Here is a 16,541-nt window from a genome sequence, read left to right on the forward strand (position 1 = left end):
CGGGTTTATCGAATTTACTGTGAATTAGCGCTAAACCTAAGGATTAAACCAAAAAAGAGGCTGTATCGGGACAAACCTGAACCTTTGGCGGTGCCAACGTCCATCAATCAAACGTGGTCGATGGACTTCATGCATGATCAATAACATTTTGGAATTTGAACCGGTCATTCGCCTTGGTTTTTTCTTTGGCGTCTTTGCCGTGGTCGCTTTGTGGGAAACCGCTACGCCAAGGCGTCCGCGTAGTCTTGGCCGCTGGCAACGCTGGCCCTCAAATCTGGGTATCGTTGTTCTCAACACGGTGCTAATGCGGGTTATGTTTCCGGTTGCCGCCGTCGCCATGGCGGTCAATGTCTCGGCCAGTGGTTGGGGCATATTCAACATGATTGAATTGCCGTTATGGGTCGAGGTGATAGGGGCCGTGGCCCTACTTGATGCGGCGATTTATTTGCAACACGTGATGTTTCATGCGGTTCCCGCGCTGTGGCGGCTTCACCGGATGCATCATGCGGATATGGATTATGACGTCACCACCGGGGCGCGCTTTCATCCCATCGAAATTGTTCTCTCGATGGTCATAAAACTTGCTGTCGTCACGGTGCTTGGGGCATCCCCGGTTGCGGTCATTATTTTCGAGGTCTTGCTCAATGCGACAGCCATGTTCAACCACGGAAACATTCGTCTGAATCTGGCCCTGGATGGCATCTTAAGGCTGTTTGTCGTAACCCCGGATATGCACCGGGTCCATCATTCTGTGATCCCGTCCGAAGCAAACAGCAATTTCGGCTTCAACATGCCCTGGTGGGATCGCTTGTTTGGAACTTATAAGGCGCAACCCGCAGCAGGACATGATGATATGACAATTGGCATCAATGTTTTTCGCGAACCGGAAGATCAGCGGCTCGATAAGATGCTGATGCAGCCGTTCAGGGATGGCGCCCACGGATATGTGATTAATGCGGCGCGGGGCGATCAGCAAAAAACCGACACTTGACCCCGGTTAAGTTGTTGCAATAAATCTTCGGCTATACCGTCAAGCGTACATATATAGATATTTTATAGATATTTTGCGCGATGATTGGATTATCCTATCCATTGGCTTGATTTGAAGGAGTTTACCCATGAAGATTGTATCCGCATTCGCCCTTGCTGCGGCTTTGTCTGTCGCCTTGTTTTCAGGCTCCGCCATGGCTGATGGTGATGCTGCCAAAGGCGAGAAAGTTTTCAAAAAATGTAAAGCCTGTCACACCGTTGATGATGGCGGCAAACACAAATCCGGGCCAAACCTGTTCGGTGTTTACGATCGTGCAGTCGCCAGCACGGACTTTAAAAAATATAAGGCCCTTTCAGCAGATGATGGCGTTTGGGATGAGGATAACCTCGATAAGTGGCTGGAAAACCCGAAAAAGTATAACGGCAAGAAAACCTCAATGTCTTTGAAACTGAAGAAAGAGGATGATCGCGAAGACATCATTGCATACCTGAAAACGCTGAAATAAGCCGTTTTTAGCTAATACGATTAAAAAGCCTCATCCCTGCCGGGTGGGGCTTTTTTAGTTTCTTGTCTCCTCGTTCAGATTCTATAATATGCCTTCGTCCTTTTTAGGACGTCATAGTATTGTCAGATTTGAGGCTTAGATTTTAACAATGATGTTCAGACGCTATTTCATGGTTGGGGTTTTTGGCTTTGTCTTGCTTTTGGCGGCAGGGGCGCAGCCTGTTGCTGCCGAAGATCCCGGTAAAAATGCTGAACAGTTCATTTCCGGCCTTGCCGATCAGGCGGTCGAAGCACTGACAAATACCGACATTTCCAAGCAAGATCGCGCGAAACGGTTCCGTGTCATGCTGACTGATAATTTTGCCATTAAAACCATTGCCCGTTGGGTTCTGGGAAGGCACTGGAAAAAAGCCAGCGACGCTGAAAAGACCGAATACCTGCACTTGTTCGAGGAACTGCTTGTCGTCACCTATGTGGACAGGTTTTCCAGCTATTCCGGCGAAAGTCTGAAAATCGTCAAATCTCTGGTCAACAATCCCAAGGACGCTGTGGTGTTCTCTGAAATTTCCCATGAGGGAAACAAGCCCATACATGTTGATTGGCGTGTTCGCACCAAAGACAGTGTGACCTTCAAGATCATCGACGTACTGGTCGAGGGCGTCAGCATGGGCCAGACACAGCGGTCCGAATTCGCCTCGGTTATCCGTCAGCATGGCGGTAACGTTGAGGGCTTGCTTGCAGAGCTTCGCAAGCGAGTCGGTTAAGTATCCTGGCCGCCGCAAATCCTGTCGAAATGCCATCGGGCAAGGATGTTGTTTACGAAAATTTCCCTGTTGGTTCGGTTCTATTACCCAGACGATTGCGCAGACACGTCGCCTGTTTTTACGCATTTGCCCGTGCTGCTGATGATATCGCCGACAGTCCCGATTTGCCGCCCCGGGAAAAAATCCACCGCCTGGATGGCTTCCAACACGCCTTACTTGGCACCGGCGGCGATGATTCTGCCTACCAAAAAGCCCTCAACATGGGCGAAAGCCTGAATGAAACCGGTGTCTCCCCGGAGCACTGTCTGGATATTCTTGCCGCCTTCAAGCAGGATGCTGTCAAATCCCGCTATGACAGCTGGTCTGATGTGATGGCGTACTGCCGTTTATCGGCGGCGCCGGTCGGTCGTTACCTGATTGATCTGCATGGTGGTTCGCGTCTTGGTTACTGGCCATCAGACGCTCTTTGTGCCGCCTTGCAACTGATTAATCATGTCCAGGATTGCGGCGATGACTATCAAACCCTGGACCGCATCTACCTGCCCGGCGACTGGATGACCGAGGCCGGTGCAAATGATGCTGATTTGGGGACTGCCCAGTCTTCACCCGCCCTGCGCCGGGTGCTGGACTGGATGGTCCACGGCATCGATACGCTTTTGCTTGATGCCGGGGCTTTGAGCAGTAACCTGTATTCACGCAGGCTGGGTTTTGAAGCGTCGGTGATATTTCAAATCGCCAGAGCACTCAACAAGCGGCTGAAAAAGCACGATCCGTTGTCACGGCGCATCGAATTAAGCAAGCCTGAGCTGTTGGTTTGCTCGATCAGGGGTATCTTGAGTAGATGATGATAACGTCCGAAACTCATGAAGCGGAAGCCTACGCTACGGCGACGGTCAAGCGTGCCCATACTTCGTTTTACTGGGCCATGCGGGTGCTGGAACCGCAAAAGCGCAATGCCATGTATGCCATTTACGCTTTCTGTCGGGTCGTTGACGATATTGCCGATAATCCGGGCGAAGCAGATGACAAGCGGGCGCGACTGCAGTCATGGCGCCAGGAAATAGCCAATATCTTTGCCGGAAACCCAACCGGGCCGGTCGGCCGGGCCTTGTCGGTGGCGAACAGTCGTTTTGACCTCGCCCAGGCGGATTTTATGGCCATTATCGATGGTATGGATATGGATGTGGGCGTTGGCCGGACACAAGGCCGGGTTCGCATAGCTGATCTTGCCGAATTGGAACTTTACTGTGACCGTGTTGCGGGTGCTGTTGGGCGGCTATCAACCCAGGTCTTTGGCCTTGATCTGAAGTCCCGTGAAAGCCTGGGTATCTCCCTAGGCCGGGCCTTGCAACTGACCAATATCCTGCGCGATCTGAAGGAAGACGCCGGGATTGACCGGCTTTATCTACCCCTGGAATTGTTAAAACGCCATGGCATTGAGGCAACCGAACCAGATGACGTTCTGTCCGCACCAGCAATCGGGGCTGTTTGCGCCGAAATTGCGCAGATGGCCGAACAGTACTTCATCCAGTCCGATATCATCCTGTCAGGATTGCAACGGGCTAAAATTCGCCCCGCCATTATTATGAGCGAGATGTACAAACGGGTCCTGCGTCGCCTGATCGCCCGTGGCTGGGCAGACTTGAACACACCGGTGCGTCTGTCCCGCCTGACAAGGATCTGGATTGCCATTCGCTATGGGCTGCTTGGGGCATGACGGTTCACATTATCGGCGCCGGACTGGCCGGATTGTCAGCCGCTGTACGTTTGAGCGACAGGGGCCAGCCCGTCGTCGTCCATGAGGCGGCGGCTCATGGTGGTGGGCGGTGTCGCTCTTTTTATGACGAGACCCTTGAGAGACGCATCGACAACGGCAACCACATGCTGTTATCGGGGAACAAGCAAGCCATGGCCTATTTACGGGCCATTGGCGCGCACCATAGCCTGTACCAGCCAGAGCAGGCGGCCTTCCCTTTCCTTGATTTTGAAAATGGTGCGCGCTGGCTGGTCAGGCCGGGATTCAAGGCGCTGCCGGATGCCTCATTGATGGACTATCTCAGTGTTTTGAAGCTGGCTTGGGCTTCGGAGAACGCGACGGTAGCCGACATTTTTAACACCAACCGTCCGGTGTTTCGGAATTTCTGGCAGCCGTTTTGTGTCTCCGTCCTCAATACACCCCTCGAGGTGGCATCGGCGCGCTTGATGTGGCCTGTCATCCAACAAACTTTCGGGCGGGGTGCCGCGGCTTGTCGCCCCGGCATTGCCAAACAGGGATTGAGCGAAAGTTTCATTGATCCGGCTTTGAGCCTACTTGAAAAACGTGGCGTGCCGGTTCATTTCAATCAGCGCCTGCGGGCGATAAATTTTGTCGGAGAGCGGGCAGGGGGCTTATCCTTTGCTGATGAAGACATTGCCCCTGATGCGGATGACACCGTTATCCTCGCCGTACCTGCCGAGACGGCAGCGACGCTTATTGAGGATTTAAACCCGCCTGAAAAGTTCAGGGCTATCGTCAACGGCCACTTCCTGTTGCCCGCGCCTTCCAGGAACATCAGTTTCTTTGGGCTGGTCGGTGGTGTCTCGCAGTGGTTGTTTGTGCGCGACGATGTGGCTTCGGTAACCGTTAGCGCCGCCGATGATCTGGCGGGGGAAAGCGCCGGAGACATTGCAAAGATATTATGGGCGGAAGTGTGTTCAGCCTTGCAACTGGGCGAGGTGCCACTCGGCCGCCATCGCATCATCAAGGAAAAGCGTGCGACCATAGAGCAGAGCCCCGGGCAGGTTCGCCTAAGGCTCGAAACGCGCACCCGCTGGGACAATCTGTTGCTGGCCGGTGACTGGACGCAAACGGGCCTTCCCGCGACCATAGAAGGGGCGATCACATCGGGACACCGGGCGGCTGAAATCATTCTTAAGGGGCGCTCAGGGCCTTCGGCAATTTGAACTGGATGTTTTCGACCAGGTCGGAAATTTCATCGACTGTGGTTTCGCCGAGGCCTGCCAGTTTCTCCAGTAATTCGCTGATCAGCTCTTCAGGGGCCGAAGCGCCGGCGGTAATGCCGATGGTTTCAATGCCTTCAAGCCACTTCTCGTCAAAGGCGTTAGCATCGTCGATGAGATAGCTTTTGATCTTCATTTCCGTGCCGATTTCCTTCAACCGGTTTGAATTGGAGCTGTTTTTCGCCCCGACCACCAGCAACAGGTCGATTTTTTCGCACAGATCACGTACCGAGCTTTGACGATTTTGGGTGGCGTAGCAGATGTCATTCAGATCGGGGCCTTCAATGGCCGGGAATCGTGCGCGTAACATGGAAATAATGTCACGCGTGTCATCGACGCTGAGGGTGGTCTGGGTAACAAAGGCAAGCTTTTGCGGATCTTTAACGTTCAGATTACTGACATCCTCAACAGAAGAGACGACCTGCACGCCACCGGGGATTCTACCTCGTGTGCCTTCCACTTCCGGATGGCCGTTATGACCGATCATGATCACTTCCAGGCCCTGGCTGGCGTGACGGCGGCCCTCTGCGTGGACTTTCGAGACCAACGGGCAGGTCGCATCGATAACCGGCAGTCCGCGCTGACTTGCGTCTGTTTCAATCGCCTCGGCGACACCGTGGGCGCTGAAGATGGTGACGCCGCCAGTTGGGATTTCATCAAGTTCCTTAACAAACACCGCGCCACGCTGGCGCAGGGTTTCGACAACCCGCCTGTTATGGACAATTTCATGGCGCACGTAGATCGGCGCGCCGTAGCGGTCAATCGCCTTGTTGACCACATCGATAGCACGCACCACACCGGCGCAAAAGCCGCGCGGCCGGGCAAGCAGGATTTTCAGGTTTCGTTTCATTGACCCCATACATAATGCTGATCGAGCGCAAGGAAAAGAGGGGAGTTTTAATGGCCCTTCCCGTTTCGCTCTATTTTTTGTAACCCTTTGTAACAAATGGGTATATTTCTAAAACCCTTGACTCTCCTAAGGTATTTGCTAAAATGATAATCAGCGGTGCCCAATGGGGCCGAAAACAAGCCTTCCTGACCTTTTTGGTGGGAGATACAGGCTCATTTAAGCAACGGCATTCAGCCATGAGTGCGTTGTGTAAACATATTGCTTCTTGAAGGAGGGTATGACGACATGGCAACAATGAATTTACCAACAGTCACTGTAGATGGCGGACTTTCCAGGTATTTCCGGGAAGTCTGGACTTTTCCTATTCTTGAAAAGGAAGAGGAATACATGCTGGCCAAACGTTACGCCGATAGCGGCGATACGGATGCCGCCCACCAACTGGTGACCAGTCACCTTCGCCTCGTCGCCAAGATCGCCATGAGTTATCGCGGTTATGGTCTTCCTGTTTCTGACCTGGTGTCAGAAGGCAGCATTGGCTTGATGAAGGCGGTCAAAAAATTCGATCCCGAACGGGGTTTCAGGCTTTCAACCTATGCCATGTGGTGGATCAGGGCTTCGATCACCGAATACGTGCTGCGCTCGTGGTCCATGGTCAAACTTGGCACCATGGCCGCCCAAAAGAAGCTGTTCTTCAGCTTGCGCAAGATGAAAAGTCGCCTCAACATCATTGAAAGCGGCGACCTGAGCCCGGAACAGTTGACACAACTGGCCGAGGCCATGGATGTATCCGAAGACGAAATCAATTCCATGAACCGTCGCCTGATGGCCAGGGATGCGTCACTTAACGCGCCCTTGTCGCAGGATGATGAAGGGGCCGAATTTCAGGATATCCTGGTCAGTGATACCCCGTCACCCGAATCCCTGACCGCCGAAAGCCAGGAATTGTCTTTCCGTAGCCAGCTTTTGCATCGGGCGATGGAAGATTTGAACGAACGCGAGCGCGATATCATCACCGAACGCCGCCTCAGTGAAGATCCCATGACCCTGGATAAACTGGGCAAGCGTTACGGCATCAGTCGTGAGCGTGTGCGCCAGCTTGAGGCACGCGCCTTCGAGAAAATCAGTGCCGCGACAACCGCAGCTGCAGAAGCTCTAGAAAACAGAGAACCCGGATTCGAGACGTCTTAAACAGCCTTTCATTGATGTTCCAGACATGTGCGATTTATCACAGTCGCCAACAAAAATATTGTGTTACGGTGTTGAATCGCCAATATAAATGGTGTTGGTGATACGGCAGGGAAATTCTGGAGCATTTGAATGGCGTTTGACGTTCGATTTTGGGGGGTTCGTGGCTCAATTGCTTGCCCGTCGATCAAGCACATCAAGTACGGTGGCAATACCAGTTGTATTGAAGTCAGTGTAGGCGATCGTATCTTTGTTCTGGATGCCGGAACCGGTATCCGTGAGCTTGGCAATGAATTCCTCAAGCGTGATATTCGTGAAGCCCATCTGTTGATGACCCATACTCACTGGGATCATATCAACGGCTTTCCTTTCTTTGTTCCCGCCTACGATCCCAACCGTTCCATCCACATCATGGCTGGTCATTTGGGCCACCGTGAAGGTGGTATTCATGGGGCGCTTTCAGCGCAAATGGACAGCCCCATGTTCCCGGTGCCGCTGGAAGCCATGCAGGCTAAAATCCGCTTCGACGATTTTGAAGCCGGTGATCATTTCAAGCTATACCCGGATGTGGAAGTGCGTACCGCGCCGCTCAACCATCCCAACGGCGCCACCGGCTATCGGATCGAATACGATGGCAAATCCATGTGCTATATCACCGACACGGAGCACGTTGTCGGTGAGCCTGATCAGAATATTCTCGGCCTGATCGAGGGTTCTGACCTGGTCATATACGACAGCACCTATACGGAGGAAGAATTCACCACCAAGGTTGGCTGGGGTCACTCCACATGGAACGAGGGGGTGGCGCTCTGTCAGGCCGCAAACGTCAAGAAAATGGCTATCTTCCACCATGAACCAGCCCACGAAGACGACTTTATGGATCAATTAGAGGTCGAGGCCCAAGGCGTGTGGAAAGACTGTTTCGCGGCTCGTGAAGGTATGGTCGTCGGGATCGACTAAAATTTTTATTCTTTTTTCTTTGGTAGGCCGGTCAGGGTGCTGGGATCGGGTGCACCTTTTTGGGCTTCTTCCTCGGCGGCGCGTTCGTCAGAGATGACTTTTTGTTCGGCTAGCCCGTATGAGGCATTACCAAAGATCATTGCCCGTTCTTCCAGGGACATGGGGGTGGTATCGATGACGATGCGACGGTTTTCCAACTGATTTTCGACAATCGGGTTGCCGTCCTTGTCACGGTTTGGATATTTGGGACGGGTATCGGCAAATCCCGCAGCCTTAAGGCGTCTGAAATCCATACCCAGGGTGATGAAGTAACGGACGATCTGGGTTGCCCGTCCGGTCGAAAGTTCCCAGTTTGACGGGTACATGGCTGTATGGATGGGATCGTCGTCAGTATGGCCTGCGACCTCCACCTGATAGGCCATAAAACGTGGCGCAATCAGAAGCTGGCCAACCTTTTCCAGTACCGGAATTGCTTGCGGACGAAATTCGGCCGAGCCGGATTTATAGAAAGCGGCACTTGCCAGTTCGATGGTAATGCCTTCATCACTGGTCTGAACGTCAACGACCTGGTCTGCCTGCATTTCGGCAACGACATCTTCCAGCGCTTCCTTCATTGTCGCTATGGGGTTGGATTCTTTCTGGCCCATGCCAATTTCATTGGCAATACCGGCGGCGACTTCATTGAACATGGGGATATCAATTTTCGAGAAGTTAAGCAGCATCACGAAGAAGGCCATCAGCAGGGTGACCATATCGGCGAAAGTCGCCATCCATGATTCGTCAATGGGTTCTTCTGCCGGGTTTGGCGGTGGCATTGATATCTTTTCCTTCGCGCGTGCGGACTATTTCTTCATCTTGTCGATGTCGAAATGGATAGCCGGATCAAGGTAGCTGTTCATCTTGTCCTGAATGAAGCGGGGGCTTTTTCGGTCGGCAAGCAGACACAGGCCTTCAAGAACAAGGTAATTTCTGAATTTGACGATCTGCTCGCGCTGCATCACCTTGGAAGCAGCAGGCATAAAGATAACACGCGCGAAAAACACACCGTAAAGGGTGGTGATCATGGCGACGGCGAGGCCGGCGCCCAATTGTGAGGGGTCGCCACCCATACTGTTGAGCATAACCACCAGGCCGACCAGGGTGCCGACCATACCGAAAGCCGGGGCGCCAGCGGCCATATCCTTGAGGATAAAGACCGGAACCGTGTTGCGACCGAAAGTCGTCTCGACTGTATTGGTCAGGATTTCGCGCACTTCGGCGCCAGTGTAACCACTGATCACCATTTCAACGCCGAATTTCATGAAGCGGTCACCCTTGACCGCTTTTTTGGCTTCGGATTCAAGGGCGGGGGTGCCATTTTTTTGGACAGCGTATGCCCACTTGATAATTCGCCCGACTTCCGCCTTTAAAAGATCGCGACCCATTGCCGGGGCGAAGAAAATTTTCATGATCAATTTCAGTGACAACAAGACATATCGGGGTTCATAAGAAATGAACATCGCCGACATGGTGCCGCCGAAAACCATGATGAAACTGGACAGGCTAAGGAAGACGGTAACGTTGTCGGTACTGATGAGGATAGCACCGATAAACAGACCGAAAGCGGTTACAATTGCGATGATTGTCGCTAACGACATTTCCCACCCCTAATCACGACTCAAAATCTCGTCGACACACAGCACGATAATGCCAATCGAATCAAACTACTGCAGAATCAATTAATTAATTCTAAATGCTTACAGGCCTTGTCGGCAAGGGTGCGCTGTAACTTGATTAGTTCACCTTTCGTTTAAACACTTTGTGTTCGAACGAAACGTGAAAAACTGATCGGCTCTAGCGCTCGCGGAATGCTTCACTTTTTAGCTTCAGCACCGGCATGATTAAATATTCCATCACCGATTTTTCACCGGTATGAATATCCACCGTCGCCTGCATACCCGGTGTGATCTTATAAAGATCGGGATCATCGCCAATATAGGTTTTGTCGGTTTTGACAAAAATCCGGAAATACGGTTCGCCCTTTTCATCGATAACGGTGTCCGGGGCGACCATGGTCACTTTTCCTTCCAGACCGCCAAAAATGGCGTAATCATAGGTCGACAATTTGACCATGACCCGCTGATCAACAGTTACAAAGGCCCTGTCGGCTGGCTTCAACTTGGCATCAATAACCATGCTGGCCCCTGTTGGAACGATTTCCATAATTGGTTCACCGGGGCGGATGACGCCGCCGATGGTGTTGTATTTCATATTCTGGACGACGCCATCGATGGGGCTTTTGATCATCGCGCGCAGTCCCTGTTCGTCGGCGGATGTCAGCAACTCATTGATCCTGCCAAGGGCCTGCTCGGCCTGAACAAGCTCTTCGCGGGCGCCACTTCGAAAGCGATTGCGTTCTTCGTTTACGCGGCTTTCAGCCTCTGAAATGGCGGACTTTGCCCTTGAAAGGGACGGTATCAGGGTTTGAGTTTCACCTTCAAGGCTTTCGACTTCTGCCTCAAGTTGCAAATGTTCCATTTCCGGTGTCAGGCCATCCTTGAGAAGGTTTTTGGACATGGCGAAACGTTTCTTCGCCAGGTTCAGGTTTTTTTTAACGGCGCGAATTTGGGCATCAAGTTCTTTTACATCCTGACGGCGTTGCTTTACGGCCTGCCCCAAAGCACCAATTGTCGAGGCCAACTGGCGGCGACGGGCTTCAAAGTTCTGACGTTGGGCGGCGAGCTGCTCGGGACGGCGCTTTGCGGCCTCTTCAGGGAATGTAATCGTGCGTTTACCTTGCGCTTCGGCTTCCAGACGGGCCTTTAACAATATTTGCCCATCCAGGCGAACCTGTAATTCTTCACGATTGACCCCGGAGGTCGCCAGATCAAGCAGGATGAGCGCCGCTCCTTTATCAACGATCTGCCCATCGCGGACATGGATTTCCTTAACGATACCACCCTCCAGATGCTGGATCGTCTGGAAATCGCCAAGTGGGATAACTTCACCATCAGTGACAGTCACCTCTTCAAGTTTTGTGAAGTTGGACCAGGTTAATATAAGCGCCATCATGATCATCACAGGCCACGCCGCCAACCGCCAACTGGGCATGGGATGATGTTCGAGCAGGGCGTCAAGTCGGGATGTGGTCAAGGTTTGTCCTCCCCGGTTTTTTCAGGAGGTGTCGGAATATCAATTTCCTGAGTTTCATCATCTGGCTTTGCCGGACTTGCCGCAGCGGCGGGTTTCGCAGGGGCAGGGGGCGCAGCGGCGGGTTTGGCTGCGGCAGGCTTGGCCGGGGCGGGTTCGGTCTTAACAGGCTGGGTCGGGATGGGTTTGGGCGGGGTGGGTTTGGCCACAATGGGTTTGGCCGGGATGGGCCGGGCCTTGATCGGCTGGGCTATGTTTGGTTGTCCCGGGGCAGGTTTTTGCCCAGCCGGTGGTTGTTGAGGTTTTTCTGAAGCCGGCTTTTGTCCGGCCGGAGCCTGTTGAGGTTGAGGAGCCTGTTGATTGGCAGTCTGCGCAGGTGGTGCGGCCTTCTTTTGACCGGATTTGGCACCGGTGCCAAACAACTTCGGCAGGATATCTTTCGAGGGGCCAGCAAGCGCAATGCGGCCCTTATCCAGGGCGACAAGATCATCACAGGTCGCCAGCAGGATCGGGCTGTGGGTGACGATGATGACGGTCCGTTCCTTGGCGATCGTCGTCAGGGTGTTGCGTAATTCAAATTCCGCTTGCCGGTCCAGGCTACTCGATGGTTCGTCGAGCAGCACCACTGGCGGGTCACCGACCAGGGCGCGGGCGATGGCGATACGTTGACGCTGCCCCCCCGACAGGCGCTGCCCGGCCTCGCCGATTTCGGTGCTGTAACCTTCGGGCATGTCGATAATGAATGTGTGGACGCCCGCGGCTTGTGCGGCTTTCAGGATTTGTTCATCGGTGGCGTCAGGCATACGTTGGGCGATGTTATCGCGAACATTGCCGGTAAACAGGATGCAATCCTGAGGGACGTACCCCATCCACAGGGCCATTTCAGAGCGTGAGAACTGAGTGATGTCAGCGCCATCGATCAAGACCCGCCCGTTCATCGGTTTATACAGGCCCTGAATCAGTTTCAGCATCGTCGACTTGCCGCTGCCGTTTCGACCGACAAGGGCGTGGACGCCTGTCGCCTTGAAGGTAATTTCGATATCGTTGATCACCTTGGGCAGTTCTTCGGCGTAGGCGAAGGTGATGTTTTCCATCGTGATTTCGCCCTTCGGCTTGTCCATCTCGACTTCGCTTTCCTGGCGTTCACTGATCGTATTGAACAGTTCACCAAGACGTTCAACGGACTGGCGGAACGATGAATAGGTGCGCCACTGACCGACCAATTGATTTAGGGGGCCCAGCAAACGTCCGCTGAGCATGTTGGTGGCGATCAGCGCGCCGATGGTCAGTTCCTGGTTGATGATGAAGAGCGCCCCGACCGTGGTCAGGGAGATCGAGGTGACCATCGTCAGGCTGGCGCCCATGTTGGAAAAGCTATCGGTTTTTGAACCACGGATGACAGAGGTCTCGATATTATCGGACTGCATGTCCTCCCACATCGGCCGCATAACCCTATCCAGCGACAGGGCCTTGATGGTTGTCCGGGCGTTGATCATTTCGGCGACCAGGGAATCACGGGTTTGCGCCGTCGCCCGCTCGTTCTGGTTGGCCAATGACATGACGGCGCTTGAACGCCAGGCGACAAACATGAAGACCGGCATGACGATCACCAGCACCCAGGCAATGGGCGTTGCAATAACGAAAATGATAACCAGAAACAGAATCGCAAAGGGCAAGTCGGCAATCAGAATGGCCGACGCACCCGACAGGGTGTTGCGTACGGCGTCGGCGTCGCGAAACAACGCCAACCAATGGGCCGAAGGCTGGCTTTCAAGGGCTTGCAAGGGCAGCGACATAAACTTGTCGAACAGTTTGCGCCCAACCTGGACATCGATTCTAAGGGCGATGGTTTGCATGATGCGCGAGCGCGCCTGACGCAGGACGTAATCAAACACCACGATGATGACCATGCCGACAACAAGGCCCTTAAGTGTCGAGATGCCGTTGTGGGCGACGACACGGTTATATACCTGCATGGTAAAGATCGGCACCGCCAGGGCCAGCAAGTTGACGAACGCCGACATGGCGACGACTTCATTGAAGGTCGCCCGCAAAGGTTTCAGGAAAGGCTTAAGCCATGAGGTTGTTGAATTTTCTTCCATCTTGGCTGGGAGTATAAGCTGCTCCTATCCCCTCTGCCAATCTCTGTATTCAGGAACACTTCATGATGCTTGTGCCGACCCCTTAAACGGTCAATTACATCTTGACCTAAGCGCCTTGTCCCGGTGTAGTGATGGAAAATAAACCGCCAAGAACAAAAATAGCCGGAAATGGGGATTTTATTTAATGGGAGCCCGCCTGAGAAGCGCCTTTTCGATGGAACGACTGATCGGCATCGCCATGATCGTCGGTTTTATCGCCGTCTATTATAATGATCCCTATCCGGTGAAGTTCGTTCGCGCCAAGACCTTCGATTTTTATCAAAAACTTAAACCCCGGGAAATCCCTGAACCCATAGGCAAGCCGGTTACCATTGTCGATCTGGATGAAAACAGCCTGACTGAAATCGGGCGGTGGCCGTGGTCGCGCGACATCGTTGCAAAAATGGTTACAAACCTGACCCAGATGGGCGCCGTGCTGGTCGCCTTCGACGTCGTCTTTGCCGAACCCGACCCCATGAATCCGTCTTTGATCGCCAATTCTCTTGGTGGACTGGATGAGGAAACGAAGGCCAAATTAAGCCTGCTTCCCGATAATGACGAGATTTTTGCACAGGTTATCAAGAAATCGCGGGTTGTGCTGGGCCAAACCGGTTACTGGGAAGAACGTGACGCCGACGCCATAGCACCACCGCCAATCAAGAAATCGATCGCCCTGAAGGGTAAAAAAGGCGCCCCCCATCCCAGTATCTGGATGAATGAATTTCCGTCCCTTGTTCGCAATACGCCGGTCATTGAAAAATATGCCGCCGGTCACGGTGTCTTTACGGTTGAGGGCGAGCCCGATGGTATTATCCGCCGGGTGCCGACGGTGTTTAAGTACGGTGAAGACATGTACCCCGCGCTTTCTGTTGAAATGATGCGCGTGGCCTTTAACAGGCCGACCATTCAGTTACGCTATGATCATGCCGGGATCAGGTCGATCGGCATTGCCTCAAAACGGATGTTTCCGCCCAACGGCCTGATTTTGCCTACCGACAGCAACGGGCGGGTGTGGCCTTATTTCTCGAAACGCGATCCTACTAAATACGTATCGGCGCGTGATGTTCTTTCGGGCAATGTGAAGCCGGAAATGATTCGCGGAAAGCTGATTATCGTCGGCACCTCCGCCGCTGGTCTGCTTGATATTCGCTCAACCCCCATTGATCCGATTATCCCTGGGGTCGAGGTGCACGCACAGTTGATTGAGGCAGCTATGCACAACACATATCTGTCCCGTCCCAACTATTTCAATGCCGCCGAGATGTTCCTGATTATCGTCGGTGGCCTGTTGATGGTCATTCTGGTGCCGTGGGTTGGCGCCAAGTGGACGATGTTACTGTTCCTGACGGTTTCCGGTGGTGCGGCGGCGACATCGTGGTTCCTTTTTGCCGGTATTGACTTCCAGCCGCTACCCGAAATGTTGCCGGCCCTGTCCCTGAAAGCTGACGGGGGACTGCTGTTCGACGCCGGTTTTGCGGCTGGCTCAATCCTGCTTCTGTATACGACGTTGACCTATTCGGGTTACGCCAAGGAAGAAAAGCAGCGTCGCCAGACCCGCGACGCCTTTTCCAAATATCTTTCACCAGACATGGTGGCCAGGGTTGCCGGAAACCCGGGCGAGCTGAAACTGGGCGGCGACAAGCGCGATCTGACTTTACTGTTTTGCGATGTTCGCGGGTTTACGACAATCTCCGAACAATTCGACGCCGAGGGCCTGACGGCGTTGATCAACAAGCTGCTGACGCCGCTGACCAATGTCATCCTTGATCGTCAGGGAACTGTTGATAAATACATGGGTGACTGCATCATGGCGTTTTGGAACGCCCCGTTGGACGATGACCAACATGCCTACAACGGCTGTCTTTCGGCGCTGGCCATGCTGGGCGAGATGGGACCGCTCAATGACCGCCTGGAGCAGGAAGCCATTGAAGAAGGCCGCAAGCATATCCCGCTGAAGGTTGGCCTTGGGCTTAATTCGGGCGAATGCGTAGTCGGCAACATGGGGTCCGACCAGCGTTTCGATTATTCGGTGCTTGGCGACACGGTCAACCTAGCGGCGCGGCTGGAAGGCCAGTCCAAGAGCTACGGCATGAACGTGGTGCTAGGGCCGACGACATGGGGAGAAGTGAAAGACCGGCTGGCGACCATCGATCTGGACTTCATTCAGGTCAAGGGTAAGACCTCAGGCACGCTTATCTATGGATTGATGGGCGACGCGGAACTGATGGAAGATCCCGAATTCAAAAAAATCAAGGAGCTGATTTCCGACGCCATGGATACTTACCGGGCGCAAAAATTTGACGAAGCGCTCGAAATGTTCAAGCAAATCCGCTTCCTGGGCAACGACGAGAACGGTCCCTGGGAGTTGGAAATCAATCTGGACGTCCTATGCGACCTTTACGAAGAACGCATCGCCGAATACAAAGAAACCCCGCCAGCCGAAGACTGGGACGGTGTGTTTATCGCGACGACGAAGTAGTTACAGGTGGAGAACCACCTCGACGTCGCCTTCTTCTATCCTGTGGTGAATTTTGAAGCCCAGATCACGAGAGAAGTGCAACATGCGAATGTTGTCGGGCATGACATAACCGACCAGTATTTTGACGCCATGAGAACGGCAATAACTAATGATCTTGAGTAATAATTTTCCGCCCAGTCCATGTTCCTTGAAGTCGGAACGCACAACGATGGCGAATTCGGCAATGCCATCAGCCGGGTCGGCAATGGTGCGCACGACACCCAGGGTTTCATGGCCCCCGTCTTGCCTGTTGGTGGTGGCGATGAAGGCCATGTGGTTGTCGTAATCAATATGGGTCAACCCGTACATCTGGTCATGGGACATCTCACCGATCTTGCCAAAGAAGCGAAATCGGATGTCTTCGGGGGTTAATTTGTCAAGGAAGGCGTAATGGTCGGTTTCATCATCAGGACGGATGGGCCGCAGCAGGATAAGACTTCCGTCCTCCAGGTGAATAATCTCTTCGAGTTCGATGGGGTAGGGACGATTGGTCATTTTT

The 16,541-nt window shown here is 53.3% G+C and carries 14 protein-coding genes and 2 pseudogenes; 10 read left to right on the forward strand and 6 right to left on the reverse strand.

Going from position 1 to position 16,541, the window contains the following annotated elements; translation table 11 throughout:
* From HOL66_03185 to HOL66_03215, 7 genes and pseudogenes are all read left to right on the forward strand, one after another.
* Window positions 1–141 (forward strand): annotated as a pseudogene (locus tag HOL66_03185) (IS3 family transposase).
* Entirely contained in the window at window positions 134–991 is an 858-nt protein-coding gene (locus HOL66_03190; protein ID MBT5243231.1) for a sterol desaturase family protein, read from the forward strand. The pseudogene HOL66_03185 and the gene HOL66_03190 overlap by 8 nt, the downstream one beginning before the upstream one ends.
* 127 nt (window positions 992–1,118) lie before the next feature.
* On the forward strand, window positions 1,119–1,496 hold the full coding sequence (locus tag HOL66_03195) for a c-type cytochrome (protein ID MBT5243232.1): 378 nt from the start codon (window positions 1,119–1,121) through the stop codon (window positions 1,494–1,496).
* Window positions 1,497–1,644: 148 nt separating this feature from the next.
* Window positions 1,645–2,259, forward strand: a complete 615-nt coding sequence (locus tag HOL66_03200; GenBank protein ID MBT5243233.1) for an ABC transporter substrate-binding protein — start codon at window positions 1,645–1,647, stop codon at window positions 2,257–2,259.
* A 29-nt stretch (window positions 2,260–2,288) separates the two neighbouring features.
* The gene (hpnC, locus tag HOL66_03205) at window positions 2,289–3,104 is read left to right on the forward strand and encodes a squalene synthase HpnC (GenBank protein MBT5243234.1); all 816 of its coding nucleotides are present in this window, start codon (window positions 2,289–2,291) and stop codon (window positions 3,102–3,104) included.
* Window positions 3,101–3,976, forward strand: a complete 876-nt coding sequence (gene hpnD, locus HOL66_03210; protein ID MBT5243235.1) for a presqualene diphosphate synthase HpnD — start codon at window positions 3,101–3,103, stop codon at window positions 3,974–3,976. The genes hpnC and hpnD overlap by 4 nt, the downstream gene beginning before the upstream one ends.
* Window positions 3,973–5,202, forward strand: a complete 1,230-nt coding sequence (locus tag HOL66_03215) for an NAD(P)-binding protein (protein ID MBT5243236.1) — start codon at window positions 3,973–3,975, stop codon at window positions 5,200–5,202. The genes hpnD and HOL66_03215 overlap by 4 nt, the downstream gene beginning before the upstream one ends.
* On the opposite strand, the gene ispH is transcribed toward HOL66_03215, so the two are convergent.
* Entirely contained in the window at window positions 5,171–6,109 is a 939-nt protein-coding gene (gene ispH / locus HOL66_03220; GenBank protein MBT5243237.1) for a 4-hydroxy-3-methylbut-2-enyl diphosphate reductase, read from the reverse strand. The two genes, HOL66_03215 and ispH, sit on opposite strands and share 32 nt — an antisense overlap.
* A 285-nt stretch (window positions 6,110–6,394) precedes the next feature.
* On the opposite strand from ispH, the gene rpoH reads away from it, so the two are divergent.
* Window positions 6,395–7,297: an RNA polymerase sigma factor RpoH gene (gene rpoH / locus HOL66_03225; GenBank protein MBT5243238.1), complete on the forward strand. Its 903-nt coding sequence runs from the start codon at window positions 6,395–6,397 to the stop codon at window positions 7,295–7,297.
* A gap of 129 nt (window positions 7,298–7,426) precedes the next feature.
* A complete protein-coding gene (locus tag HOL66_03230) occupies window positions 7,427–8,254 on the forward strand; it encodes an MBL fold metallo-hydrolase (protein ID MBT5243239.1) in 828 nt (275 codons plus the stop codon).
* Between the two features lie 5 nt (window positions 8,255–8,259).
* On the opposite strand, the gene HOL66_03235 is transcribed toward HOL66_03230, so the two are convergent.
* The 4 genes and pseudogenes from HOL66_03235 to HOL66_03250 all read right to left on the reverse strand — a co-directional run bounded on the left by HOL66_03235 (window position 8,260) and on the right by HOL66_03250 (window position 13,485).
* Window positions 8,260–9,069, reverse strand: a complete 810-nt coding sequence (locus HOL66_03235) for a flagellar motor protein MotB (protein MBT5243240.1) — start codon at window positions 9,067–9,069, stop codon at window positions 8,260–8,262.
* Between the two features lie 27 nt (window positions 9,070–9,096).
* Window positions 9,097–9,891, reverse strand: a complete 795-nt coding sequence (locus HOL66_03240) for a flagellar motor protein MotA (protein MBT5243241.1) — start codon at window positions 9,889–9,891, stop codon at window positions 9,097–9,099.
* A 196-nt stretch (window positions 9,892–10,087) separates the two neighbouring features.
* Window positions 10,088–11,344, reverse strand: coding sequence for an HlyD family type I secretion periplasmic adaptor subunit (locus HOL66_03245; protein ID MBT5243242.1), 1,257 nt, complete (start codon window positions 11,342–11,344; stop codon window positions 10,088–10,090).
* Between the two features lie 428 nt (window positions 11,345–11,772).
* Window positions 11,773–13,485: pseudogene (locus HOL66_03250) on the reverse strand (ATP-binding cassette domain-containing protein).
* A gap of 184 nt (window positions 13,486–13,669) precedes the next feature.
* Between HOL66_03250 and HOL66_03255 the strand changes: the two are divergent.
* A complete protein-coding gene (locus HOL66_03255) occupies window positions 13,670–16,003 on the forward strand; it encodes an adenylate/guanylate cyclase domain-containing protein (GenBank protein MBT5243243.1) in 2,334 nt (777 codons plus the stop codon).
* Here the strand turns inward: HOL66_03255 and HOL66_03260 are convergent, their stop codons facing one another.
* Window positions 16,004–16,537: a GNAT family N-acetyltransferase gene (locus tag HOL66_03260; GenBank protein ID MBT5243244.1), complete on the reverse strand. Its 534-nt coding sequence runs from the start codon at window positions 16,535–16,537 to the stop codon at window positions 16,004–16,006. It abuts the gene before it with no gap.
* Window positions 16,538–16,541: the final 4 nt, after the last annotated feature.

Source organism: Rhodospirillaceae bacterium (assembly GCA_018662005.1).
In the GTDB taxonomy this organism is placed as follows: Bacteria; Pseudomonadota; Alphaproteobacteria; order Rhodospirillales; family JABHCV01; genus JACNJU01.